The organism is Lysinibacillus sp. NPDC097162, from assembly GCF_044762185.1.
GTDB lineage: Bacteria > Bacillota > Bacilli > Bacillales_A > Planococcaceae > Lysinibacillus.
The window spans coordinates 270,278-293,854 of sequence record NZ_JBIWDT010000001.1 but is presented as its reverse complement, the minus strand read 5'-3'; the positions used below and the strand labels follow the sequence as shown (position 1 = coordinate 293,854).

Here is a 23,577-nt window from a genome sequence, read left to right as displayed (position 1 = left end):
GAATGATTACTACTTCCTACAAGGTTTGTGTACTAAATGTCGTGGTTTCGACTTAAATACACTTCTTATTAAAAATATTCCGTCGTTCTTGTCTATTGCTTCATAATAAACAAGGAGGCTGGGACAAAAGAGAAAAAGTGTTAGATTGACAGTAATCAATCTAACACTTTTTTGCAATGTCGTTGTTGTCCACTACGGCGGTGCTTTCCGCGGGCACATTCGTAAGTCGCAACCCCCGCTATCGCGTGGTCTGTTGCGTCTTATTCTGCGTGCATTCCCGCAGGAGTCACCCCCTTCGCTGCCAACAACAAGTATAACTGTTTAAATGCATGATACTTAGCATAGATACCTAGCAAAAATCACCGATGACATTATCAACGGTGATTTTTGTTATAACTCTATATATTTTTTTGTGCGTTGATCGAACCCTACTAGGTGTTGAACGCCTAAGCTCTTTAGCAAATCAGTATTGGCAAACGTATATTTTCCTAAATCATCAGGGAAATGGGCGTCTGAAGAAACGGTAAATTCTACACCTCGTTGCACTAAAATCTGCAAAAACAATGGACCTGGGCACATTTCTTGGACGGGATAGCGATAATATAACCCTGCATTAATTTCCGTAGCCGTTTGTGTGTTAACAAGCGCTCGTGCGATTTGTTCATACCATAAAAGATTAAACGCCTCATCCTCAACATGATAATGAAAAACTTTAAAATTATCTAAGTGAGCCACAAAATCAAACATGTTAGACTGTATCATTTGCACGACCGTTGAAAAAAACTGCGTATAGTTTTTTTGCAATGTTGTTTGATCCATATTAGCAAATAAATGCTCTGTTTGTGGATTATCAAAGCCCCAGCCATCTACAAAATGAACAGAGCCAATCACATAATCCCAAGGGTGTCCTTCTAGTAGCGATGCCAATTGCGTCTCGCCACCTACAAAGTAATCCGCTTCAATGCCTAGCTTTAACTCGACACCATGCTGACGCCATTTTTTCTTTGCCTGTGCTATCGCTAATACGAAATCGTCCATATTTTCAGTCATCACACTATCTAGCCAGTATCGTTGCAGTCGACCGATTTCTTGTGAATCATCTAATTGCATATATTGTTCAAAATAGGAGCGAGCCTCATGAAAGCGATACAAATGATCGACAATACCAACCTCTCGTAAACCAAGTTGTTTTGCCTTTTGTAAATATAGGTCAAGCCATTCTTCACTATAGCAGCCATTATGTAATCGACTAGCCAATGCTGACACTTGCCATTCAACCAACGCTTTGGAACCTTTAGTAGTACTTCTAGGCTCATGAAAATGCGATATCGCGCGAGATGTTCGTTCCAGCCAACGGAAAGAATAGGGCCCCTCCTCTAAATGCACATGGTAATCAATTGTCATTAACTTTTCCCCCCACTACATACTGTCCACTGTTCTTCGTATACTTGCCAGTCTTCTGGGCAAGCAATATCACACATTATTTCCGTACATTGTGCTAAATGACAGATTTGATAAAATGAATGGCCATTAATTTTTGATGCATCTGCTAATAATATTGTCTTTTTACTTTGCTGTAGCATCTTTTGGGAAATCAGTGATTCATCTAAATCATAGTCATACACAATGCCATCCTTCATGCCACCGCAAGATAAAAACGCTTTGTCGAAATTCATATTGCCTAACCATTCTAATGTCATTGCACCAGCAACCGAAGCTTGTCTAGGGTTTGTTGTTCCACCTAATAAAATAACTTTCCCTGTCATCCGTCTTTCTTCAATAGCGAGATTAAATTGTGCAGCAGCGGCAATGGAATGAGTAACAACAGTAATATCATCCACTGCCATTAAGTAATCTGCAATGTGCACTGTCGTCGTCCCTGTATCAACTGCAATCGTATCCCCATCACATATGCGCATCGCAGCCTGCCGAGCAATGATACACTTTGCCTCTTTTTGCATTTGTAATTTCCGTAAAAATGCAGGTTCTGTTCGAACATTTGTATACTTAATTGCTCCACCATGCACTCTCGTCAATAGATGTTGCTGCTCTAGCTCATCCAAATCCCGACGAACAGTTTCAGGTGCTACGAACAATGCTTCTGCGATATTTGCCACAATAATTTTTCCATCGAGCTCTAATTGCTTTAATATAAATTCAAACCGTTCAATTTTAGCATACGTCATGATAGTGCAATCACATCTTCCTTCGCCACGTAACACTTATAGTTTTTACCTAGTTCAAGCGTTTGCCCACGCTGATGTAACTGTTCCATTGTAAATGTACAGTCGCCTTCTAAAGTTGTACGAATGATGTTACCACTCATTAACGACTGTGTCGCTACACCTAAAAGACAAAAGTCTCCATCCTTCATCTCGACATGAACAGCTTCTGGTCGAATGGCAAACTTCCCACTATTACCAGGCAATTTCGTTCCAATCATCGTCTCTAACACTTGTCGTGGAAAAACATTATAATGACCAATGAAATTTGCAATAAATTCACTTTTCGGATTCGTATAAATTTCTGTCGGTGTGCCGCTTTGCGCAATTTCCCCATTGCTCATAACAAATATTTTGTCTGATACAGCCATAGCTTCATCCTGATCATGGGTTACTAAAATCATTGTCATCCCAAGCTGTCGTTGGATTGCACGTAAATCGCTCTGTAATTTTTTGCGTATTTGCGCATCAAGCGCACTTAGCGGCTCATCTAAAAGCAACACTTTAGGTCGTACAATAAGTGCGCGTGCAAGCGCTACTCGTTGCTGTTGACCACCAGACAATTCATTTGGATATGCATTCGCCTTTTCTGTCAAATGCACGATCGCTAGAATTTCCTGCACCCGATGCTCCACTTCTGCATTATTTATTTTTTGCATTCGCAAGCCAAACGCAATATTTTCTTTGACGGTCATGTTCGGAAATAGTGCGTAGGATTGAAATACCATCCCGACCTGGCGCTCTTTCGGCTGGATGCCGCCCATATTTTTTCCTTCAATTTGTATTTTTCCTGCTGTTGCATCCGTTAGGCCCGCAACAATTCTTAAAATAGTACTTTTCCCACAGCCACTTGGCCCTAAAAGTGTAATAAATTGACCTTTTTCAATTGTCATTTCGATATTTGATAAGACAGTTGTTTGTTCATATTTTTTATGAAGTCCTTCAATTACAATATAGCTCATACATTTGTCGCACCTTTCGAACGATTCGTTAATATCGCAATAGCGAAAGTTAATAAGCCCATCAGAACGATATAAATAAAGACGACCGCACTGGCAATATGACCACTCGTACTTAGCTTTTTCATTAAATAAATTTGTACAGTTTCAAAGCGCGAGCCGACTACTAAATTAATTAGTACAAATTCTCCGAAAAGCACTGAAAACGATAATAATGCGCCAGCAAACAAGCCCGGATAAACGGTTGGTAACAGTATTTTTGTAAATGCTTGCGTTTTAGTTGCACCTAATAATTGTGCTGCGTCTAACAGTTGCTTTGCATCTATATTACGCAAGCTATTGCGAGTCCCTTGATATATATATGGCAAAATACCAATCACATAGGCGCCCAATACGACCAAAATCATCGGTACACCTATTGTTGAATATACGCGGATCAATCCAACGGCTAAAATTATTCCAGGAAATGAATACACCATAACGACTGCCACTTGAATCCATTTTTCATACTTTGGAAAATATAAAACAATGACAAATATCGCAGGCACAATGACGAATAATGCAATGGCGACTGCACCTCCAGAAAGCAAGACCGAACGTCCAAATGCCTGCATAAATGCTGCATCCTGGAACAGTGTAGCAAGCCACTTAAATGTCAATCCCTCGGGAAAAACTGTTTTATGCCACTTGGATGAAAAGGCATAAAGCATTGTCGCTACTATCGGCAATAGCAAATACAACATTAAAAGGAGGAAAACGCTATTAGCAAAATTTCTTTTTTTCATTACAATTTCCCCCTTGTTTTCTTTATGCTCCATTCACTTATTAGCATTGCGGTCACCATCGTTACTGCCAGCAATACTGCAATGGCACTTGCCAACTCGGGTTGAGCAAAAATATCTCCCTTAATCAGTGCTCCAATTCGTATAGCAACTAAATTATAATTACTACTAGTTAAGGCGTATGCAGATGCATAAGCACCCATTGCATTGGCAAATAACACGCTAAAGGTTCCAACAATACCTGGTAACATAACGGGAATACCAATTTTTATCCAAAATTGAAAAGTCGATGCACCTAAAAGCGCAGCTGCTTCCTTCCATTGCTGCTGTATGCCATCATAAATTGGATACAGCAGCATCAATGCTAAAGGCAGTTGAAAATAAATATAAATGAGCAATAAACCACTCCAGCTATAAAGGGAAAAGGACGATAATGCACCTATTTCCCATTTTTCAAATAGCAACGTAAATAGTCCACTATTACCAAGCAAGACAATAAACGCAAAAGCTAAAGGAATACCTGAAAAATTTGAAGTTAAATTTGTTATTATTAAAATTTTCTCCCGTACCGGCTGCGAAAAGTGCATAATCGCATGAACTGCAAACAACGTAACGATTAGCGCAACTACTGCCGAAATGACAGATAACGTCACACTATTTTTAAATCCTTGTAAAATATAATTATTCGTTAATACGGATTTATATTGCGCTAACGTAAATCCTTCGCTATTACTAAAGCTCGTAACGAGCATGTACAGTAATGGCACTAGGAAAAATAACATTACAAGTAACAGGAAAGGTGTAAGCCAGGCAAAAGATTGCCTCTTAGATATCAAAACTACCACTTCTTTCTAACTTAAAAATGGATAAACGTTAAATCTGACATGCACGCGTCTTTATTTTTTAATTAGTTTGTTGGAATGTTTGTACACCCTCTAATAATAGTGGAACCATCTCCTCAGAAGGCTCTATATTCATTAAGTGACAACAGAGAGGTGCTACTTGTAGCTGAGACACCACGCCATCTTTTATACCTGCTTTAACAGCTTGGGAAATTACAAACATAGGTACATGCCGATCCTCAGTCGTTGACCCGCCATGATTGCCATCACTTGTCATCCCATGATCTGCCGTTACAATCACTTCGTACCCTTGTGCCATACATTTTGGAATAAATAGCGACAATAGTGCATCCACAGCCAATACGCGATTACGATATTGCGCTGAGTTTGCTGTAAACTTATGCCCATCATCATCTACATTCATCGGGTGAATATATAAGAAATCCGGATGTTTTTGATTCATTAACCACGCTGCATCCGCAAATAAATGACTGTCAGGGTAATGATCTTCAAAATAGAACAAGCCATTCTCAATCGGAAGCTTTGTCTCGAATTGTAAACGGTCCTCCATATGCTGAAATGGCGAGCGATTATAAAGCTCACTGACCCAATAATAAGCTGCTGCTGCTGTAGAAAGACCATTCGTTTTCGCTAAATGAAATAAACTACTTTGTGTCGATAAGCGCACCGTCATATTACTCGTTACACCATGAACGATTGGTGGTGTGCCCGTTAAAATAGTTTCATATAAAGGTCTCGATAAAGACGGTACTTCAGAACGGACCTCGAAACGCGAAGCTATATTACGTTCTACTAAATGTTGCATAAATCCCATGTGTGTACATGCCGTATCAAATCGAAGTGCATCGATGACAATAAGAGCGACTTTTTTATTTGGCATGAATTAATACCTGCTCTTGATACATTTGTGGAATTTGCTTTGTTGTTTCTTCCCACTGCTTTTGATCATTAACTGGTTGTGCGTTTTTATACATTTCTGCTGGCAGTAATAAATTCTTTACTTCCTGAGAAAGCTTCACATTTTCACGAATTGGTCGTGCGTAACCTTTTGCTAAATTTTCTTGTCCAGCATCCGATAAAATATATTCGCGAGTTAACATGGCAGCATAAGGGTTTTTCGCATACTTATTTATTACTGTGGCATAGCCTGATGTTACAGAGCCTTCTGATGGAATTACTACATCAAAGCGCTGTTCATCAATTTGATGACGATAGCCTAATGCATTAAAGTCCCATAAGATTGCCACATCGATTTCCCCTTTTTCTAAATTAGCGACGGACGGATCTCCCTGTAAACGTCCTTGTTGCGCTAATTCCGTAAAGAAATCAATGCCCGGTTGAATATTCGATTCATCACCACCGAAAGCCATTGCCGCGGCTAATATCGCAAATTGTGCTTGGTTTGCTGTTAAAGCATCCCCTATGCTGACATGATAATCTCCATTTTTAAGATCCGCCCAAGAGGTTGGTGCATTTTTCACATTGTTTGTATCTGTTAAAAATGAAATTGTACCTGTATAGCCAACAATCCAATGGCCTTCATCATCTTTGGCCCAGTCCGGAATATCATCCCAATAAGAGGTTTTGTATGGTAATGTTAGGCCTTTATCCTTGGCAATTGGTCCAAAGGCAATTCCTACATCCCCAATATCAGCAGTAGCATCATCTTTTTCAGCTTCAAATTTCGCTAGTTCCTCTGCACTCGACATATCCGTATCCTGATGCTTGATGGCATATTCAGTATCAAGCTCTTGCCAAGTCTCTACCCAGTTTGCCCATGTATCTGGCATACCGACTGAATTAACCGTTCCTTCTTGTTTCGCTTTTTCAGTAATTTCATCAAGTGATGCATCACTATTGACCCCATTTGAATTAGAAGAACTGTCCGAGCAAGCTGCCAACATTGAAATTGCTAATGCACCGATTAAGCCTTTCTTCCATAACTTTTGAATTGCCATGAGTTGGACCCTCCATTTGTTTATGTTTATTTTTATTTGCTTACAACAGTAATCTTATAAAACAAACATTAAGCAAGTATGGATGGCTTAAAAATATTTCGTAAACATTATTGAGAATTTATAAATATATGTGAAGTTTTTTTAAGTATTAGAGGAATTGTAAAGATGATTGTATTTTTTGAGTTGAAAAGAGGAATCCAGCTGTGTATGCACACGTTTGTTTCGTTTATCAGACGTGCACATACCCCAGATAAATCAAGTTAGTCCTAGAAAATCTGCATATGTATGCGGTTCATTTTCCTTTAAAATCGTTAAAAATGTAAAAGCAAGCTGAACAACCGACCACCATTTCATGTTATAGGCTATTTCAAAACGGCTTGGCTCTAATGAAAAAACGTCCTGAAAGATGTGAAGTGGCTCAATTTGTTCATCTTTTAAAATAGATAAAAAACCTAAAAACAAAGTATGATCTTTCACTTCAATTACTTTACCATCAACAAGAGCATCTATGTTTTCTGGCTGATGGAATTTACATTGAGTCGCAACATACCGTTCTAAATCTAGAGCACGTTGCCGTTCTTCACGTTCCTTTTTTTTCGCAATAAAATCAATGATATTATTCACGAACATCGCCTCTTTTTTTCTTTTATTGTATCATTCTTTCATATAATTTTACCCGCGCACGCCCCCTATTAATCATTGATGAATTTCTACTATTAAAAATTTTGTTACGGATACTTGATGGAACATGCAAGTATCCGTTGATTTCCGTTGCAAGCTTGTCTTTTTTACAAAGCTCCATTTTGGTAATGGTAATGAAGCTACTCCTATAATCTTCAAAAAGACCTTTCATATGAATACACATATGTAGGGCCTTAACTATTTGTATTCTTCAGAAACGCCAAATTTTAATACGAATAAGTAGCAGTAATATCACTTATTAACTCATAACTATAATTTTGATATTGATAACGTCCTTGAGATAAATCATTCAGAGACCATCTATCCGCATTATTCCAACTCCTAATATCGATTTTATGTCCCCAAACAGGATCTTTTCGATTTTCAATCCATACTCCTCCTCCTTTATCTGTTATAGCCCTAATTTGTCCAGACATATCTGAGGCTTGTTGGTGAGCAATAGATAAAGTGGCACCAACATATCTATTAACAACAAAACCCACACCAATTAATATCCAACCTACCGTACTTGGCGCAAGATTGTTTGCAAGTTGGACAGCATCCACATTTGTTAAATAATAATCTTCCACAGGAACTAAGTATCCATTAAAATTTGCAGACCCTTTAACTAAAACTGAATTGTTGTAGTATGCAGCATCTGCATTAGTTGAATATAAACCAGTCATTGCAAAAACTAAGGCAAACATTGAATTGATTGATAAACACTATAGATATATTATTAAAGGAATTAGAGATATCTTATTAAAATATGAAATTTAAAGCTGTAATTGATTAACTTGTTGTATACTCATTATTTTTTATAACTAAATAATTTAATGAGAGGAATGATTATAATTTATGAAGATTTACATATTTATTCTTATGACAATTGCATTATTATTTAGTTGGTTCAAATATAGAAAAGAAGTGAAAATAGCAGAAAGTAATGCAGAAATTAGGCATGCTTTGGTGCGATTCATAGTGATGCTGTTTTTATTTTTAATTTTTATAGCTAGTGTTGTTTTGTAAGGTTTAAAAAACGATATGCTAAATAATTATGTAAGAGGGCAAGAACTTCACCCATCCATGTAACAATATTAATGAATGACGATGTACTAGTGAAATCAACAGCTTAACGGTTGGGGATTGGGGAGAGCAATCCCTGTAGCGGACATAAACGACATAACAAAAAAGTGTTAGATTGACTGCCATCAATCTAACACTTTTTCTCTTTGTCCCAGCTTCTTTTAAGAAGTTTTACTTACATAAATTCCTGCACAAGTGCATTGAATTGATTTTCGCTCATTTGAATATCGATATCTGTTAAAGGTAGCTCAGCGTAACCAGGAACTTTTTCTTGATAAGAAGTAGTTTCTTTATCCTGATAAATAATCCCTGTAACTAAGCCTTCATTCTCCATTACAGTGCGCATTGCCATACCACGGTCAGCATTATCATAGCCTTCAATATCAGCAAGCTTTGTTAAGTTTTCTTTAAACCAATCGTACGTATTTACTTTGTTGTACGTAACACATGGTGAAAATACATTGATAAATGAGAAGCCTTTATGGTTAATGCCTGCTTCAATTAAAGCTGTTAATTCTTTAATATCAGTTGAGAAGCCTTGTGCCACAAATGTAGCACCGCTTGTTAATGCTACTTCCAATGGTTTTAACGATGGCTCAATAGCACCACCTGGCGTAGATTTTGTAATAAATCCAGCAGCCGAACGTGGAGATGTTTGGCCTTTTGTTAAACCGTAAATTTGGTTATCCATTACAACATATGTGATATCGATGTTACGACGAATGGCATGAATCGTATGCCCCATACCAATCGCAAAGCCATCTCCGTCACCACCAGAAGCGATAACATTTAAATCACGGTTAGCCATTTTTAATCCTTGTGCAATCGGTAATGCACGACCATGAATGCCATGGAAACCGTATGAATTAATATAACCTGAAATACGACCTGAACAGCCGATCCCAGAAATAACTGCTAGTTCATTTGGTTCTATGCCTACGTTTGCTGCTGCACGTTGAATCGCAGCCTGTACAGAGAAGTCGCCACAACCTGGGCACCAGTTTGGTTTCACTGTATTACGAAAATCCTTAAACGTTGCCATTAGCGAGTCAACTCCTTCACTCTATTTTCTAATTCACCTGGTAAAAATGGTGTACCGTTATATTTTGTAATCATTTCAATCTTACCGTGACCACCAATATTCATTTTCATGATGTTCGCTAATTGACCAGTGTAGTTGTTTTCTACAACGATTACTTTTTTCGCTTTCTCCACAAGAGGTGCCATATCAGCCGATGGGAATGGGTGAATTAAGCGAATATGCGCATGGTTCACCTTCATGCCTTGAGCATTTAATCGCTCTTGTACTTCTTCAATTGCTCCACGTGTTGAGTTAAAGCCTACTAATAAAACGTCCGCTTCTTCATGTGGCGCATTTTTATAAACAGGTGTATCAAAATTCAATGCTTCTAGCTTACGGAAGCGTTTGTCCATTTGTGTACGACGGTTGCCAGTTGCTTCAGATGGTTTCCCTGTTTCATCATGCTCAACACCTGTCACATGATGGATACCGTTTAAATGACCTGGTAATACGCGTGGCGATATACCGTCTTCTGTATCTTCATAACGTTTGAAGTAAGCTTTATCTGCTGAAGCTTCAATATCGTCTGTAACAATTTTACCACGACGAATTTCAATTTTTTTATAATCGAATGGTTCAACAGTTTGTTTACCAAGAGATAATTGTAAGTCCGTCATTAAAATAACAGGTAACTGTAGTTCCTCTGCAATATTAAACGCTTGGATTGTGTCAAAGAACGCTTCTTCCATAGTTGAAGGTGCGATTACCACTTTCGGAATTTCACCATGCGTACCATAAAGCATCGCCATTAAATCCGATTGTTCTTGTTTCGTTGGTAAACCAGTAGATGGACCGCCACGTTGTGTGTCTACAACAACTAGTGGTTGCTCTGTCATACCTGAAAGCCCGATTGCTTCCATCATTAGAGAAAGACCAGGACCTGCTGACGCTGTAAATGAACGTACACCACCAAAGTTTGCACCGATTGCCATCGTTGCTGCAGCAATCTCGTCTTCTGTTTGAATAACCGCACCACCAAATTTAGGTAATTTTTTAATGAGGTATTCCATAATTTCTGACGCAGGTGTAATCGGGTATGCCGCCATAAAGCGTGTCCCAGCAGCTAGTGCACCAAGTGCTACTGCATCATTCCCAATCATGAACATACGGCGTTTACCATCAGCTGGAGCTAATGCCCACTCCCCAATACGATCGCCTAATTGTTCATTCATCATTTCATGACCGCGTGCAATTGCTTCCATGTTTTTCTGAACAACTTCTTCACCTTTTTTGCCGAAGATGTCATCAACAACATTTTGGAACACAGCGTCTTCTAAGTTTAGAAGAGATGCAGTCGCTCCGATTGCTACCATGTTTTTCATTAACGTTGTACCAAGCTCTGCCGCCACCTCTGTAAAAGGTACAGCAAATAGTGGTGCTTTTGAATCGTCTGGTTTTACAGGATCAAATTTTGCATCGGCTAAAATAATGCCTTTTTCTGTTAGTTCTTTATAATTGACGTCGATTGTTTCTTGATCGAACGCCACTAAAATATCTAAATCATCCGCAATGGAACGTACTTCTGTTGGACGAACTGTAATTTTATTATTAGTGTGGCCACCTTTTATACGAGAAGAGAAGTGACGATAACCGTAAAGGAAATAACCTAAACGATTCATTGCCATCGAGAAAATCTCACCTGTACTCTCAATCCCTTCACCTTGCTGCCCACCGACTTTCCACGAAAGCTGATGTAACATCTCAACAACTCCTTAAATCCAATGTATACTATTATTTTTTTCCTTCATAAGTTTAACACGAAGAAACGGTCTGCACTATTGTTATTCAATGAATTGGGCGAAATTCAGACCTTTGACTGAAAATGTTGTTCAAAAAGTTGTAATTTTCAAATCAATTAAGTATAAAAAATTAACTTGCTGATTTCAAGTGCATGAATGGACATTTATTTTTGGATTTAGGCAATGCTAAATGCATAATAACGGCTTCTTATAACGTAATAATCCACTTCGCTTTCCGCGGGCACGATGTAAGCCGCAACCGTCGCTATCGCGTCGTTTGTTCCGTCTTACCTTGCGTGCGTTCCCGCAGGAGTCTGCGTGGATTTTTACTTAGTTAACACTACTGGCTTTGACATGAAAATTCAAAATTGTTTCGGTGCCTGACACTCATTTAGAAATTTCAGAATTGTTTGGGTGACTGGCACTCATTTAGAAATTTCAGAATTGTTTCGGTGCCTGACACTAAGATTGGACACTAAGATAGGCACAAAGAAGCCCTATCACATTGCCTTCTAGAGGAACGAGCACTAGACGCTCATCCATAAAAGAAGTTTTGTGATAGGGCTTGTACATCTTTATAGTGAAATGAATTTCTCCACTGTTTAACTAATAATCGGTGGGGTCACCCCCCACCGATTAAAGTTCTACTTTAATTATCGAACACGTTTTTCTACTAGCAGCTTTAAGGCTGTACGTTCTTCACCAGCAATTAAAATATCGGCAAACGCCGGTGCGCAAATTAAATCTGTGCCACTTGGCGCTACAAATCCGCGTGCGATGGCCACTGCTTTCACGGCTTGGTTAAGTGCACCTGCCCCAACTGCCTGCATTTCTGCTTGCCCTTTTTCTCTGATTACCGCGACTAATGCACCTGCAACTGAATTTGGATTAGAGCGTGATGATACTTTTAATGAATCCACAATTATTCCTCCCCGTTTCGCGAATAGTGTTTACGCTCAATAACTCATGTCCCCCTTTTTGGACCTCAAGTTATTGTCCGTAGGTCATTTTATGCTCAGTAAAATGAAAATAGACTATTTTCATTTCTGATATATTGTAAACTGATTAATTCCTTGATGTTTTTATTGGTATATATTCATTTTTAATACTAATAAACCTACTATTTACAACGGTTTATCCACCAAAGCAGCAGGTAAAAAAAAAACTACTGTGCATGATTTATGCACAGTAGTTTTCATTAAGCTTGAAACGGATAGTCCTCATTAATATATATTCTTTCACAATTAACAGCTTTCCCTGTCTTATCATCAATATCAACATAAAAGCCACTTAACACATCGCGCCCCTTTTTTGGTACTTCAAAACGTGACGGCATATTAGTTTGGAATTTGTAAATAACACTTTCCTTTGTCATCCCTAAAATTTCATCATATGGTCCTGTCATGCCGACGTCCGTAATATAAGCAGTACCATTAGGATAAATACGCGCATCAGCTGTTTGCACATGCGTATGTGTTCCTACAACTGCCGATGCCTTGCCATCCAAGTGCCAACCAAGCGCAATTTTTTCACTTGTCGCTTCGGCATGGAAATCCACGAATACTAGTGGCGACGTTTTACGCGCTTCTTCGATTAAATTCTCTGCCATTGCAAACGGATCTTCATGCGGTGGCAAAAATACACGACCGTGTAAATTGATAACAGATAACGTAACACCCTTTTTCGAAATTTGCACCATACCCTTACCTGGTGCATCAGTCGAAAAGTTCGCTGGTCGAATTAAATAATCAGCATCATCAATAAAATCAAAAATATCTTTATTATCCCAAGTGTGGTTACCCATTGTAATAACATCTACACCCATTTGTAATAAATCATTATAAATATTACGTGTAATCCCACGACCCGCTGCAGCATTTTCACCATTTGCAATAACTACATCTGGACTATATTTCTTTTTTAATCGTGGTAAATATTTTTCAACCGCATCTCGGCCAATTGAACCGACGATATCTCCAATAAATAGTACTTTCATTTTACAAAACCACTCTTTCTATCAATAACACTCATTAGAGTTTACCATTTTTTCTTCGTCAATCGCAAAAATAAAAGGAAAAATTCGCGTCAGATTTATGTTGCTTGCATCTAAATTTTAAATTTATTCGTTTTCACCAAAAGAGCAATCACATTATTAACGATGATTGACTAATTGCTTTGTCTTACTCGCTCTAATTTTGTTACTAGTTGCTTTTTCCTTAGCATGCACTTGACCTACTAAATAAGGTCCGAACTTCCATTTGTTCAGTAAATATGTAACGCAAATGGAGCATACCGTACTGATGAAAAACGTGCTGACGATAACTGTAGAAGCGCTTAATACATCTATATATTTCGTAAAAAAACTTTTCAGCATGATATTAAAAAGTGGGTGTAGCAAATAAATGCCAAAAGAATACCGACTAATGAAAATAATTAATTTAGGCATGTTTCTTATTTTGCTGGCGATAAAAAACAATAAAAAAGCTACACTCAATGTGTAAAAAATAACATCAATTCTTTTTGAGTGAACTTCAGTAATTAATCCAGACCATTGACTAGCGAGTAAAATACCTAGCATGAGTAAACAAATACTTGGTAATACATAGCGAAAGCGATGGAGCAACGAAATAAACTGCTCATAATTTTTACCACAATAATAGGCCACTACGAAATAGGCGATCCAAGCAGGAAATGGCATCTTATTTAATACAGTCCATTCCACTTCTATATAAGGAAGAAAATATAAATACTTAAATGGGTCAAAAAAATTGAATAAGGCTAGGTAGGCAAAATTAATGATACATGCTGTGATGATGACTTGGTAGGCTGGATATTTTGAAACGATAAATTTCACAAATAATGGATGCAAAAAGTAAAACTGAAAAATGATGATAATGAAATAGCCGTGAAAATCACCTTCGAAAAAATTTAATAAAACCTTTTTTTCAAAATCAATACTATTTATGTTAATGGAATGAAGGGCTGCATCTACAATCCCTATAAAAATAAAAGGTAGAAAAATATAAGAAAAACGTTTTTTATAAAATGTTTTTGGCAATTCATCTGAATAGGAATAGGCAATCACAAATTCCGAAATAAAAATAAAGACAGGTGTCCCGAACATTAATGCTAATTGAAGAGATGTCAGTACAAAAAACACAGTATTTTCTTCTATATCGTATATGTCTAACACTAAAGTGACACTATGCATTAAAACAATTCCCAAACAGGCTACAAACCTTAGTAAAAATATTTCCTTAACAACTGGCTTCATCTTCCCACCTGCCATTTCTAAGCAATTAAACTTATTTTTAATTAGTAATCTAGGTTATCTAACTTACTTAAAAACGTAGGGAAAGCTTTTTAGTCGTTGGAAATGACACGCTTTAAGTGCAGCAAAATGTCTCGCATCGTTGTAGGTTGGAAAATAAAGTTCCCAACAAAAACAACAGTCATTGTCCATACAGAAATGCATATAGCTGCAACAAACCAAGTCATGACACTTACAATATGTAATTCGATAAAAAATAGAAATGGTAATGCTGCGATGAATGCCAAAATACTATTTAGTAAAATTTTTTTAACGGTAACGTAGACTGAAGTGTTTAATATCACTTTAGACGTATAAAGTATTAAATCACATGTACGATATGCATAAGAACAAAGTGCTCCAATCAAAATGCCTTCAACATCTAAAAATTGTACTAAAACAAAGGAGACACAAAAGTTTATGACCGCTTCAATAATGGCACGAATTTTTGTCTCTTTAAAATGCCCAGCCGAATTGACTAATGTATTCGCAGGAATTCGAATAGCATTGGCAATGCCTACAACTACAAAGAGTGCCGCTAACCACGGTCTTATATAGTTTGCATCCTCAATACCCGCTGTATAAATAGTTATAAAAGGCAAAATTAAAATGGCTGTACATGTATAGCCAAAAGCTACGACTGCGAAAAAAATGTATTCGAAATGATGAAAATGTTTTTGAAGTGTATCTCGATCTTCTTTTACAAGTATGTCTCCAAAGGCTGCTAACATCGCACCAGAAAAAGCTGAAATAAACAATGTAACAGCATTAAATACCATATTGTACACCGTAAATACACTAACTTCTGCAAGACCAAGAAAAATAGTAATTAAAATAAACGGCGTATTAAATACAACTAATGAGGCAATTTGATGGATTAAAGCGTCCCACTTTTTTTTAATTGCTGATGTATTTGGCTTTACTTTACTATTGAAATACGGATATTTTTTTTGGACATATACTTTTAAAAAAAGAATATCTAGTAATAACAGCATGCTAGAACTACCAACAACAACAACGATTGAAAAACCAAGTGTTAAAAAAAATAAGGATAAAATGGTACTAGCGATCAATAAACATGTTTGTATTCGAAAAAGAATGTAGCTTTTTTGATCTGCAGTTAGGAGCACTAAATATTTTCCAATTAAAAAATACTCCCATACACCACTAATTCCTAAAATAAGCACCATATAAAAAGCTGTAAGTGGACTCACTTCTTTTGCTACTATTAGCGGATAGAAGATAGCTAATAGGGCTACTAATACAACAAATATAGTACCCGAACGTCTGTAAAAATAATGTGTTGCTGAAAGAATGCCATTTATTTGTTCTTTATCATTTATGGCCAACGGTTTATACAGTGCTGCAATGGATGCACTGCCAACTCCCGCTTCTACAATTTTTAAATAACTTAAAAATTGCTTAATCGACGTAACTAGTCCATTTGTAGCGGAGCCATAAGTCGTCATAAATAAACGAGGCAAAATAAAATTAATAACCGCCGAAACAATTTGCAACATAACATTGGAAAATAAATTTAATATAATTTTCTTTGTTCTCATGAGCCACTTCTACTTCGTTTCATCTCAATCAATGCATATAATAATAAAATTTGTTGTTTCTTCAATAACCAAATGTACATTTTCGTTTTATATGGTAAATCATTTGTACAAATAGCCTGTAACACCTCATTGATATCTTTCTGTTTCATCATTTTTTTGATAAAGGCCCTTTTCTCACGCAAGCTCTTAACATTTTGTCGATTAAATTCATTATTAACCCCTGTAATAATTAAATAGATAAAATAATACTGAAGTTGATTTGTAAAATTAGGTGCTGTTTTTTCATTACTACGTGTAAAATATTTTAAATGCCCATATAAAATGAGGATTTTCTCAAAAAATGTTTGATCATAGCTAGCTGTCATAGAAGTGGAACTTTGGCGATAATGATATAAATATTGTTTGTCTAATATATAAATACTGTCCGCATCAAGTAAGCTAGGATATGTACAGGCTACATCTTCCCCCATGCGGATTGTATCATCAACATTCAATTGAAATTTTTTGATAAGCGTTTTTTTGAAGATTTTATTGGACACAGAAGGAAATAATCCGAACTTATAATATTCACCTGCATATAGCATAATCGGATAGACTTCTTGTTCCAACCTTTCTTTCTTGTACAATCCAGGTGCAACCATTTGTGTTCGTCTTACTTCTTGGGTTGGATAATTTTCTACGATATCGCAAATGACAATATCAACATCATGTACCTTTGCTGCACCACATAATGATTGATACATGTCTGCTTCAATCCAATCATCACTATCTACATAGCCAATATACTTGCCATGAGCGGCAAGTATACCTGCTTTTCGCGCACTGACAAGCCCACCATTTTTTTTGTGAATAACAACAATTCTTGGATCGTGCTCGGCATAGTCATCACATATTTTGGAACTATTATCCGTTGATCCATCATTCACCAATATTAGCTCAAAATCCTCAAATTTTTGATTCAAGATGCTATCTATACATTCTTTTAAATAGTGCCCAACATTATAGATTGGCACAATAATGCTTAAAAATGGCATAGCCTCACCTCCCATCCATACTTATCTCCTGATTTTTCCGAAGCGTTAACGCAAACATAATTAACATAATATGAAAAGGGAAATAATCCATTACGAAAGAATCAAGTACAGCATTAGCAATTAACATAATATAGAGAGGTATAGCGTTGACCGCTAATATTTGAAAGTTTGTTTTTCCGCTGTTACCAATATTTTGACGAAGAACTTTATTTAAGCTTACAATATATAGTAGTGCAAGAACGATGCCCACTAACCCAAGATAATAAGGAGTTGATAAGTACATCGTATGGGCCATTTTTGCATTGGAGAAACTCGTACCAAAACCAGCCCCAATAACGAATATTTTCGTACTTTGTAAAATTTCCGCTGCAAACATATTCCAGCTACTTAATCGCCCAGTTGTAATAGCATCTGTTGATGTTCCTGCTCCAAAAAATCGAATCCAATAAATTTCGAATAACTTCTCGTAAAAAAAAAATAGTAGAACACCACAAATCGCTAGCATAAACGAAGCGAACTGGAATGCTGTTTTTACATTGTTTTTAACGAACATGATGAATGTCAATAAAATGAATGCTATAAAAGTGATGATAAACATTTTGGAATAAGTAAATATTCCGAATATCGCTAATACAATGATGAACACAATCGGCTTAATTTCCATTTTTCTATCGTAATAAAAAAGAACTAATAAACAAGCAATCGCTATAAGAATTTGCAAACTAAAATAATTCGGATCTAAATCTAAACCCGTAAACCTTGTATTAATGGCACTTGTCGTCTTAACTGTATTGACAATTGTCATTGACTCAATAAAGCTGTCAATCGATTGAACAGAAAAACTTATCCAGCGAACGATTGCAGCAATTAGTAAGCCTATTGCATACACATACGTATATCTTCTAAAATAAGTATTTGAATCGATGAACAGAACAGCAAAAAAGATCACACTATAATTTAATACAAAGCCCAACACTTCGATAACATTACCGCTATTAAACACCGTTGCCAGGACAGCAAAACATACAAAAAGAACATAGGTGATGACAAGCTGTGTTGAAATCCCTTTGTTTTGCATAAACAGTGTCATGACACTTAAAACAATATAAACAAAACTAAGTACAACAAACAGTGAATAGCTCGTTAAATCGAACTTAATAACATACACCCATGAAATAAAAAACAGTAAATAATCAATTCGATGTTGTTGTTTATCCAACAACATTGCCGTAATTACTAAACTAATAAAGATAAAAAGAAATAGATTACTACCTGTATACATTTTTAACACGACAAATATACTGGAAATAACACAGATCCAAATACTGAAATTTTTATTTTTTAATTTCATTTTCGATCAAACTCCAATACTAATTGCTCTTGTGCTTTTCGATTTGTATAGCGATTTTCTTCAATATATTTTTTCATCTTCTGGAGACGATCGCCATTGTTGATTACATTGGCAATGACGGCATACAGATCTTCTACCTGTCCATTTGTTATCAAACCGTTGCAACCATCGTGTATTTGCTCACCTGCTGCCGCAAAATTTGTGGTAATAACCGGCGTTGCTAATATTAATGCCTCCCCTACTACCATCGGATACCCTTCATACGCTGAAGTTAATATTAAAACATCGCTCTGTTTAATAAATGGATACGGATTATGACATTCACCGACAAATTCAACTACATCTTCTACCCCTAATTCAAGCGCTAATTGTTTATTAAAAAGTAAATCTGGCCCATCGCCTATAATTCGCCAATGAAATTGATTGTAAGAGGATTCCTTTAAAAGCTTACATATGTGTGGAATGAGATCGAACCTTTTAGTAGCATTATCCATTCGCCCAACAGATAATAAATCCAATGTTCCTTTTTCAAATGGTGGATATTGCTTTGCTAGTTCTTTTATTTCTGCTATTGGGAAAAAATTATAGACTACTTGTATTTTATGTTGATATTGGGGGAGAAAATTAACCAAGTTTTGCTTACATGCTTCAGAAACACATATTAATCTATCGAAATTCTGATAGGTTTTAACACATATTTCGTAATTAAAGTTCGCCCTTAATGGATCTGTATGTATCCACGCAAACTTTTTATCCGCTCTTACAAATTTATCTACAAACAAATTCGTGCCTTGGTTAAAGTAACTATTTGGTGCATCATTAAAATAAGAAATAGCAATATGATATTGTTTTTGATGGCGATGCATTTTAAAAAGTAATGTATAAAAATTGTTTGAACCAATCACGCGTACGATCAACATACATAGTATTCGTAAGAGGATATGCCACAAGTTCTTTCTCTGTTTCACTACATAAAACGGGGTAGCAATTAGCTGTAATAGTAAACCTCCAATATTGACTTGCACATTAGAGGGGATGTCCTTTATGAGTTCGCCTTTACCGAATGTAAACACATCTATTTCATATTGCTTATCGACACACACTTCTTTCAATGTATTAATTAAAGCTTTTTGTATACCGCCCATCTGAAAATTTTGCGCAACAAATAGTATCTTCATCTCTTCCCAAGACCCCCTAGAAACCAATATTACTGTAAAATTTTCAAATAGCTTCTACTGCTATAAATTGCTGTATAATGTAATAATGCGTTTCTCCATCTCATTCCAGCTATACTGTTCCTCATATAACAGCTTCATTTTACGTGAAATTTCTGGCCATTCTTTTTTACGCTCTATTAGCTTTTCAATACCTTTTTGTAGACTTTCTTGATTAAAATCAATTAGCTCACCTAGGTCATTTTCTGCCACTACTTCAGACATGCCTGTGTTTTTTACCATAATTAATGGCTTGCCAAGCATCAGTGCCTCATAAAATTTATTTGGTGCTGCGTAATAATGGTTGGAAACTTCAGGATCATAAATGGCGGTCATAATATCACAACTTTTTTCTAATGCTAATGTTTTTTCATATGGGATTTTTCCGTAAAAAAGTATGTTGTCATATTGCAGTGCCATTTGTGCCAATTCGTCTGCATACTCGCCAAATCCACCAATATGCAATTCGTAGTGTGGATTATTTTTTACGATTTCAACTAGTTCCTTAATGAGCCTTTCATTTGCCAGTATGCCGACATAGACAATTTTTACTTTATCGTGATTCAAATTTAAATCATATTTTAAATCCACATGCAGTGGAGTATTATAAATAACCTCAATTTTTTTCGGTGATGCTTTAGCTATTTGCCCTCTTCGCTTTTCTGTACAAATAATGACAGCATCCACACTATTTAATAGTGCTCTATCAATTTTTTCAACTATTTTCCCTATTATTGCAGGTCCATGGAAAGGGGCAGTAACGGAATCAAACATATCATAAATGACTTTTTTACGGAGTATTTTCGCACATACTGTACCTACAAATGCTGTATCAAAATCACAAGCATGAATAATATCATACGTATTTTTATTTTGAAGTAGCCATTGGAATAGCTTTAGCTGAAAGCGCAATAGTGGAAAGAAATTTTTTTTAAATCCTCCACCAAATGTAGCAGGGATGCCAAACCTTGTAATTTTAATTGTATGAGCTCGCTTCAAAAATTCTACTTTTGCGTTATATTTACTATCTCTATCCCATGCTAAAATTTGAACATGCCAGTCATTTTTTCTAAGGCTGTCCACTTCTTTTTCAACTCTCGGATCTGGAGAAATTGGATTACTTCTCATAAAAACGACTCTCATCCCAAACTGTCCCCTTATATGTTTAATACCTACTATCGTGCCAGCATCTTTACGTACTACTTGCTCTCTTTAGCTTTTATAAGCAGCTCCATTCAAAATAACTTCCACCGTCTTTTTGTGAAGTTATTTTCTGGCTCATTTACGATAAAAGGCTGGTTATTGATGATTCGTATATTATTTTCTAAAAAGGCATCCACCGCATCCAATTCTTTTTGCTTTTCCAAAAATCTCAGACCTTTTTCAAATAAGAATGGGCGAGTTTTTAAATTATGCACATCCGAACCATATGTATGGACAAGGTTCGATCGAACTAATTTCAAAGAAAGCTGTTGAATGGACTTGCCAAACAAACCAGCTAAACTTCCTGCAGTTATTTGTGCAAGTGCACCGTCACGTATGAGGTTTTCTAAGCGAGTTGGATTTTCTGCTATCGCTTTATTTCGTTCTGGATGAGCAATGATTGGCGTTATACCTGCTGTCAACAAGTTGTAAATGATTGTTCGTGTATATGTGGGAATGAAACCCGATGGAAGCTCAAGTAACAAATAATTTGAATGTGCTAATGTGAGAAGCTGATCTTTCTTATAAAGCTCCAAAATATTCCCTGCCAATCTCACCTCATGTCCTGGATAAAGTGTTAGTGGCATGTTACGTCTGTCAATTTCCTGTTGTAATTGTGCAATTTGTTCATGTACTACATGAACATGGACATTATGTTTAGGGTGTAGCGCATGTGAAGTAGAAATAATTGCTGTAATACCTTCCATAATAGCCTGTTCAAATAATCTGAATGTCTCTTCTACTGTTTCGGGACCGTCATCGACATTTACTAAAATATGACTGTGCATATCTATCACTACGTTTCACTTCCCTATCTACGCCCAATCACTATCGGTAATATTGATCATAATATTCGCCGAGAGGTAATTTGTAATTGTTTAAAACTACGCCTAAAATATTCGCCTTTGATGCTTCAAGACTTAATTTCGCTTTAAGTACACTTGCATTTTCCACTACACCACTATTCACAATTAGTAGTGTTCCTTGGCATTTATTAGATAAAACTTGTGCATCGGTTACAGATAACAGTGGTGGTGCATCAAAAATAATGATGTCAAAGTCTCCTATTAGTTGCGTCATAATACTATCCATTGTTTTTGAAGAAAGTAACTCAGCGGGATTAGGTGGAATTGGTCCACTCGTCATAACAAAAAGATTAGGAATATCTGTACTATTTAAAACTTCTGACATTTCATATTGTCTTGTCAGTAAATTTGAAAGACCTCTTATATTTTGTAATCGAAACGTATAATGCATTGTGGGCTTCCGTAAATCAGCATCTACAATTAATATTTTTTTCCCTTCTTGTGCAAATACAACGCCTAAATTGGCTACATTTGTTGATTTCCCTTCACCTGGCGTTGCTGAAGTTACTAAAATTGTTTTGATGTCTTGATCTGGCATTGCGAAGGTAATGTTTGTTCGTATTGTACGAAATTGCTCAGAAACGATGGAATTACTATTGCCGACTGTCACAAGCTTCCTGCCCATTTTTCCTAGTTTTTTTTTATTGGCTCTTTTTTGAAGAAACACAGTTACTCCCTCCTTATGTAACGGGATTCAATCATATGTTTTTATAGCTCGCACTAGTTATTTTACTTATTATCCCAATAATTGGTAACCCAATGGTTTCTTCAATATCTTGCTCTGTCTTAACTGTTGTATCCAAGCACTCTACCAATAACGCAATGCCAGCGCTTATGATAAATCCAATCATTGCAGCCGCCACAATATATAAATTTTTGTTTGGTGCTACAGGCTCAGGTTTGTCATCCAATTTCGCTACGGACAAAATATTAATATTGTCGATTGTCATTAACACTTGAATTTCCTCTTGAAATACGCCTGCTACAGTATTGGCAATATCGACTGCCATTTCGGGCTTTTTATCGCGGACAGCAATATTGACAACTTGAGAATTACTGGCGTTGGATACAGTAATCTGTTCCTTTAATTTTTCAGGTGTACTATTTAAATTAAGTTGGCTAATCACTTTTGATAAAATAGCAGGACTTTGAATAATAACATTGTACGTATTAATTAAGCGTAGATTTGTTTCTACTTGCTGTACCCCTAACAGAGCTTGATCGGTATTTTTTTGATTTACTAAAAGCTGGGTCTGCGCCTCATACGTTGGCTTTATGATAAAGTAACTAAGAAACGCAGTGACTAATGCTAAGAAAAGCGCAAAACTGAAAATATAGAGCAATTGCTTTCGTACTATTTTCAATACATCTTGTAATGTGATAGTTTCTTGCAACGACCTTCACCCCTTGACATAACATATGCTAGCTAATCTATATCCACTAGTTACATTAAAAAGTTTTATTCAAAAAGTTTTATGGCCTATTATATTATTGATATCTCCCTTTTATTCATGGTCGATAAAGAGACATAGATGTTACATAAGCTTATATCTTCTATTATTAATATGAGGCTTTTCAAAAACAAAAAGCGAATCCAATTTTCAGGAAACGCTTCTTACTAAAACCGATATATTCATTTCACATCTGACGATTTGCATAAGGTCAC

22 protein-coding genes are annotated in these 23,577 nt (G+C 36.3%); all 22 read right to left on the bottom strand.

What is annotated here, in order from left to right; genetic code table 11:
* Positions 1–390 precede the first annotated feature (390 nt).
* The 22 genes from ACIQXW_RS01390 to ACIQXW_RS01285 all read right to left on the bottom strand — a co-directional run bounded on the left by ACIQXW_RS01390 (position 391) and on the right by ACIQXW_RS01285 (position 23,305).
* Positions 391–1,404: a histidinol phosphate phosphatase domain-containing protein gene (locus ACIQXW_RS01390; protein WP_402759470.1), complete on the bottom strand. Its 1,014-nt coding sequence runs from the start codon at positions 1,402–1,404 to the stop codon at positions 391–393.
* A complete protein-coding gene (locus tag ACIQXW_RS01385; protein ID WP_340825731.1) occupies positions 1,404–2,186 on the bottom strand; it encodes a DeoR/GlpR family DNA-binding transcription regulator in 783 nt (260 codons plus the stop codon). Before ACIQXW_RS01385 ends, ACIQXW_RS01390 begins: the two co-directional genes overlap by 1 nt.
* On the bottom strand, positions 2,183–3,184 hold the full coding sequence (locus ACIQXW_RS01380) for an ABC transporter ATP-binding protein (protein ID WP_402759469.1): 1,002 nt from the start codon (positions 3,182–3,184) through the stop codon (positions 2,183–2,185). Before ACIQXW_RS01380 ends, ACIQXW_RS01385 begins: the two co-directional genes overlap by 4 nt.
* The gene (locus ACIQXW_RS01375) at positions 3,181–3,966 is read right to left on the bottom strand and encodes an ABC transporter permease (RefSeq protein ID WP_402759467.1); all 786 of its coding nucleotides are present in this window, start codon (positions 3,964–3,966) and stop codon (positions 3,181–3,183) included. The genes ACIQXW_RS01380 and ACIQXW_RS01375 overlap by 4 nt, the downstream gene beginning before the upstream one ends.
* Positions 3,966–4,808: an ABC transporter permease gene (locus ACIQXW_RS01370; RefSeq protein WP_340825734.1), complete on the bottom strand. Its 843-nt coding sequence runs from the start codon at positions 4,806–4,808 to the stop codon at positions 3,966–3,968. The genes ACIQXW_RS01375 and ACIQXW_RS01370 overlap by 1 nt, the downstream gene beginning before the upstream one ends.
* Before the next feature lie 58 nt (positions 4,809–4,866).
* Positions 4,867–5,706, bottom strand: coding sequence for an alkaline phosphatase family protein (locus ACIQXW_RS01365; protein WP_402759465.1), 840 nt, complete (start codon positions 5,704–5,706; stop codon positions 4,867–4,869).
* Positions 5,696–6,784: an ABC transporter substrate-binding protein gene (locus tag ACIQXW_RS01360; RefSeq protein ID WP_402759463.1), complete on the bottom strand. Its 1,089-nt coding sequence runs from the start codon at positions 6,782–6,784 to the stop codon at positions 5,696–5,698. Before ACIQXW_RS01360 ends, ACIQXW_RS01365 begins: the two co-directional genes overlap by 11 nt.
* Positions 6,785–7,039: 255 nt before the next feature.
* Positions 7,040–7,414 carry a 2-oxoglutarate ferredoxin oxidoreductase subunit beta gene (locus tag ACIQXW_RS01355; RefSeq protein WP_340825738.1) on the bottom strand — a complete coding sequence of 125 codons (375 nt, stop codon included), beginning with the start codon at positions 7,412–7,414 and terminating at the stop codon, positions 7,040–7,042.
* Positions 7,415–7,692: 278 nt separating this feature from the next.
* Positions 7,693–8,151 carry a hypothetical protein gene (locus tag ACIQXW_RS01350; RefSeq protein ID WP_402759462.1) on the bottom strand — a complete coding sequence of 153 codons (459 nt, stop codon included), beginning with the start codon at positions 8,149–8,151 and terminating at the stop codon, positions 7,693–7,695.
* A 575-nt stretch (positions 8,152–8,726) separates the two neighbouring features.
* Positions 8,727–9,593 carry a 2-oxoacid:ferredoxin oxidoreductase subunit beta gene (locus ACIQXW_RS01345; RefSeq protein ID WP_402759461.1) on the bottom strand — a complete coding sequence of 289 codons (867 nt, stop codon included), beginning with the start codon at positions 9,591–9,593 and terminating at the stop codon, positions 8,727–8,729.
* Positions 9,593–11,332 (bottom strand): 2-oxoacid:acceptor oxidoreductase subunit alpha, encoded by a 1,740-nt coding sequence (locus ACIQXW_RS01340; protein ID WP_401020289.1) that lies wholly within the window; start codon positions 11,330–11,332, stop codon positions 9,593–9,595. The genes ACIQXW_RS01345 and ACIQXW_RS01340 overlap by 1 nt, the downstream gene beginning before the upstream one ends.
* 692 nt (positions 11,333–12,024) lie before the next feature.
* Positions 12,025–12,291, bottom strand: coding sequence for a stage V sporulation protein S (locus ACIQXW_RS01335; protein ID WP_010858535.1), 267 nt, complete (start codon positions 12,289–12,291; stop codon positions 12,025–12,027).
* A 278-nt stretch (positions 12,292–12,569) separates the two neighbouring features.
* Positions 12,570–13,367, bottom strand: coding sequence for a TIGR00282 family metallophosphoesterase (locus ACIQXW_RS01330; RefSeq protein ID WP_340825743.1), 798 nt, complete (start codon positions 13,365–13,367; stop codon positions 12,570–12,572).
* Positions 13,368–13,523: 156 nt separating this feature from the next.
* Positions 13,524–14,645, bottom strand: a complete 1,122-nt coding sequence (locus tag ACIQXW_RS01325) for an acyltransferase family protein (protein WP_402759459.1) — start codon at positions 14,643–14,645, stop codon at positions 13,524–13,526.
* An 89-nt stretch (positions 14,646–14,734) separates the two neighbouring features.
* Positions 14,735–16,243, bottom strand: coding sequence for a lipopolysaccharide biosynthesis protein (locus ACIQXW_RS01320; protein ID WP_402759458.1), 1,509 nt, complete (start codon positions 16,241–16,243; stop codon positions 14,735–14,737).
* Positions 16,240–17,277, bottom strand: coding sequence for a glycosyltransferase family 2 protein (locus ACIQXW_RS01315; RefSeq protein WP_402759456.1), 1,038 nt, complete (start codon positions 17,275–17,277; stop codon positions 16,240–16,242). Before ACIQXW_RS01315 ends, ACIQXW_RS01320 begins: the two co-directional genes overlap by 4 nt.
* Before the next feature lie 4 nt (positions 17,278–17,281).
* A complete protein-coding gene (locus ACIQXW_RS01310) occupies positions 17,282–18,628 on the bottom strand; it encodes a hypothetical protein (protein ID WP_401020299.1) in 1,347 nt (448 codons plus the stop codon).
* Positions 18,625–19,806 carry a glycosyltransferase gene (locus ACIQXW_RS01305; RefSeq protein WP_402759454.1) on the bottom strand — a complete coding sequence of 394 codons (1,182 nt, stop codon included), beginning with the start codon at positions 19,804–19,806 and terminating at the stop codon, positions 18,625–18,627. The genes ACIQXW_RS01310 and ACIQXW_RS01305 overlap by 4 nt, the downstream gene beginning before the upstream one ends.
* A 60-nt stretch (positions 19,807–19,866) precedes the next feature.
* A complete protein-coding gene (locus ACIQXW_RS01300) occupies positions 19,867–20,985 on the bottom strand; it encodes a glycosyltransferase family 4 protein (protein WP_401020303.1) in 1,119 nt (372 codons plus the stop codon).
* A gap of 92 nt (positions 20,986–21,077) precedes the next feature.
* Positions 21,078–21,833 carry a tyrosine-protein phosphatase gene (locus ACIQXW_RS01295; protein WP_402762400.1) on the bottom strand — a complete coding sequence of 252 codons (756 nt, stop codon included), beginning with the start codon at positions 21,831–21,833 and terminating at the stop codon, positions 21,078–21,080.
* 40 nt (positions 21,834–21,873) lie between these two features.
* A complete protein-coding gene (locus tag ACIQXW_RS01290; RefSeq protein WP_340826521.1) occupies positions 21,874–22,536 on the bottom strand; it encodes a CpsD/CapB family tyrosine-protein kinase in 663 nt (220 codons plus the stop codon).
* A gap of 73 nt (positions 22,537–22,609) precedes the next feature.
* The gene (locus tag ACIQXW_RS01285; RefSeq protein WP_402759452.1) at positions 22,610–23,305 is read right to left on the bottom strand and encodes a YveK family protein; all 696 of its coding nucleotides are present in this window, start codon (positions 23,303–23,305) and stop codon (positions 22,610–22,612) included.
* Positions 23,306–23,577: the final 272 nt, after the last annotated feature.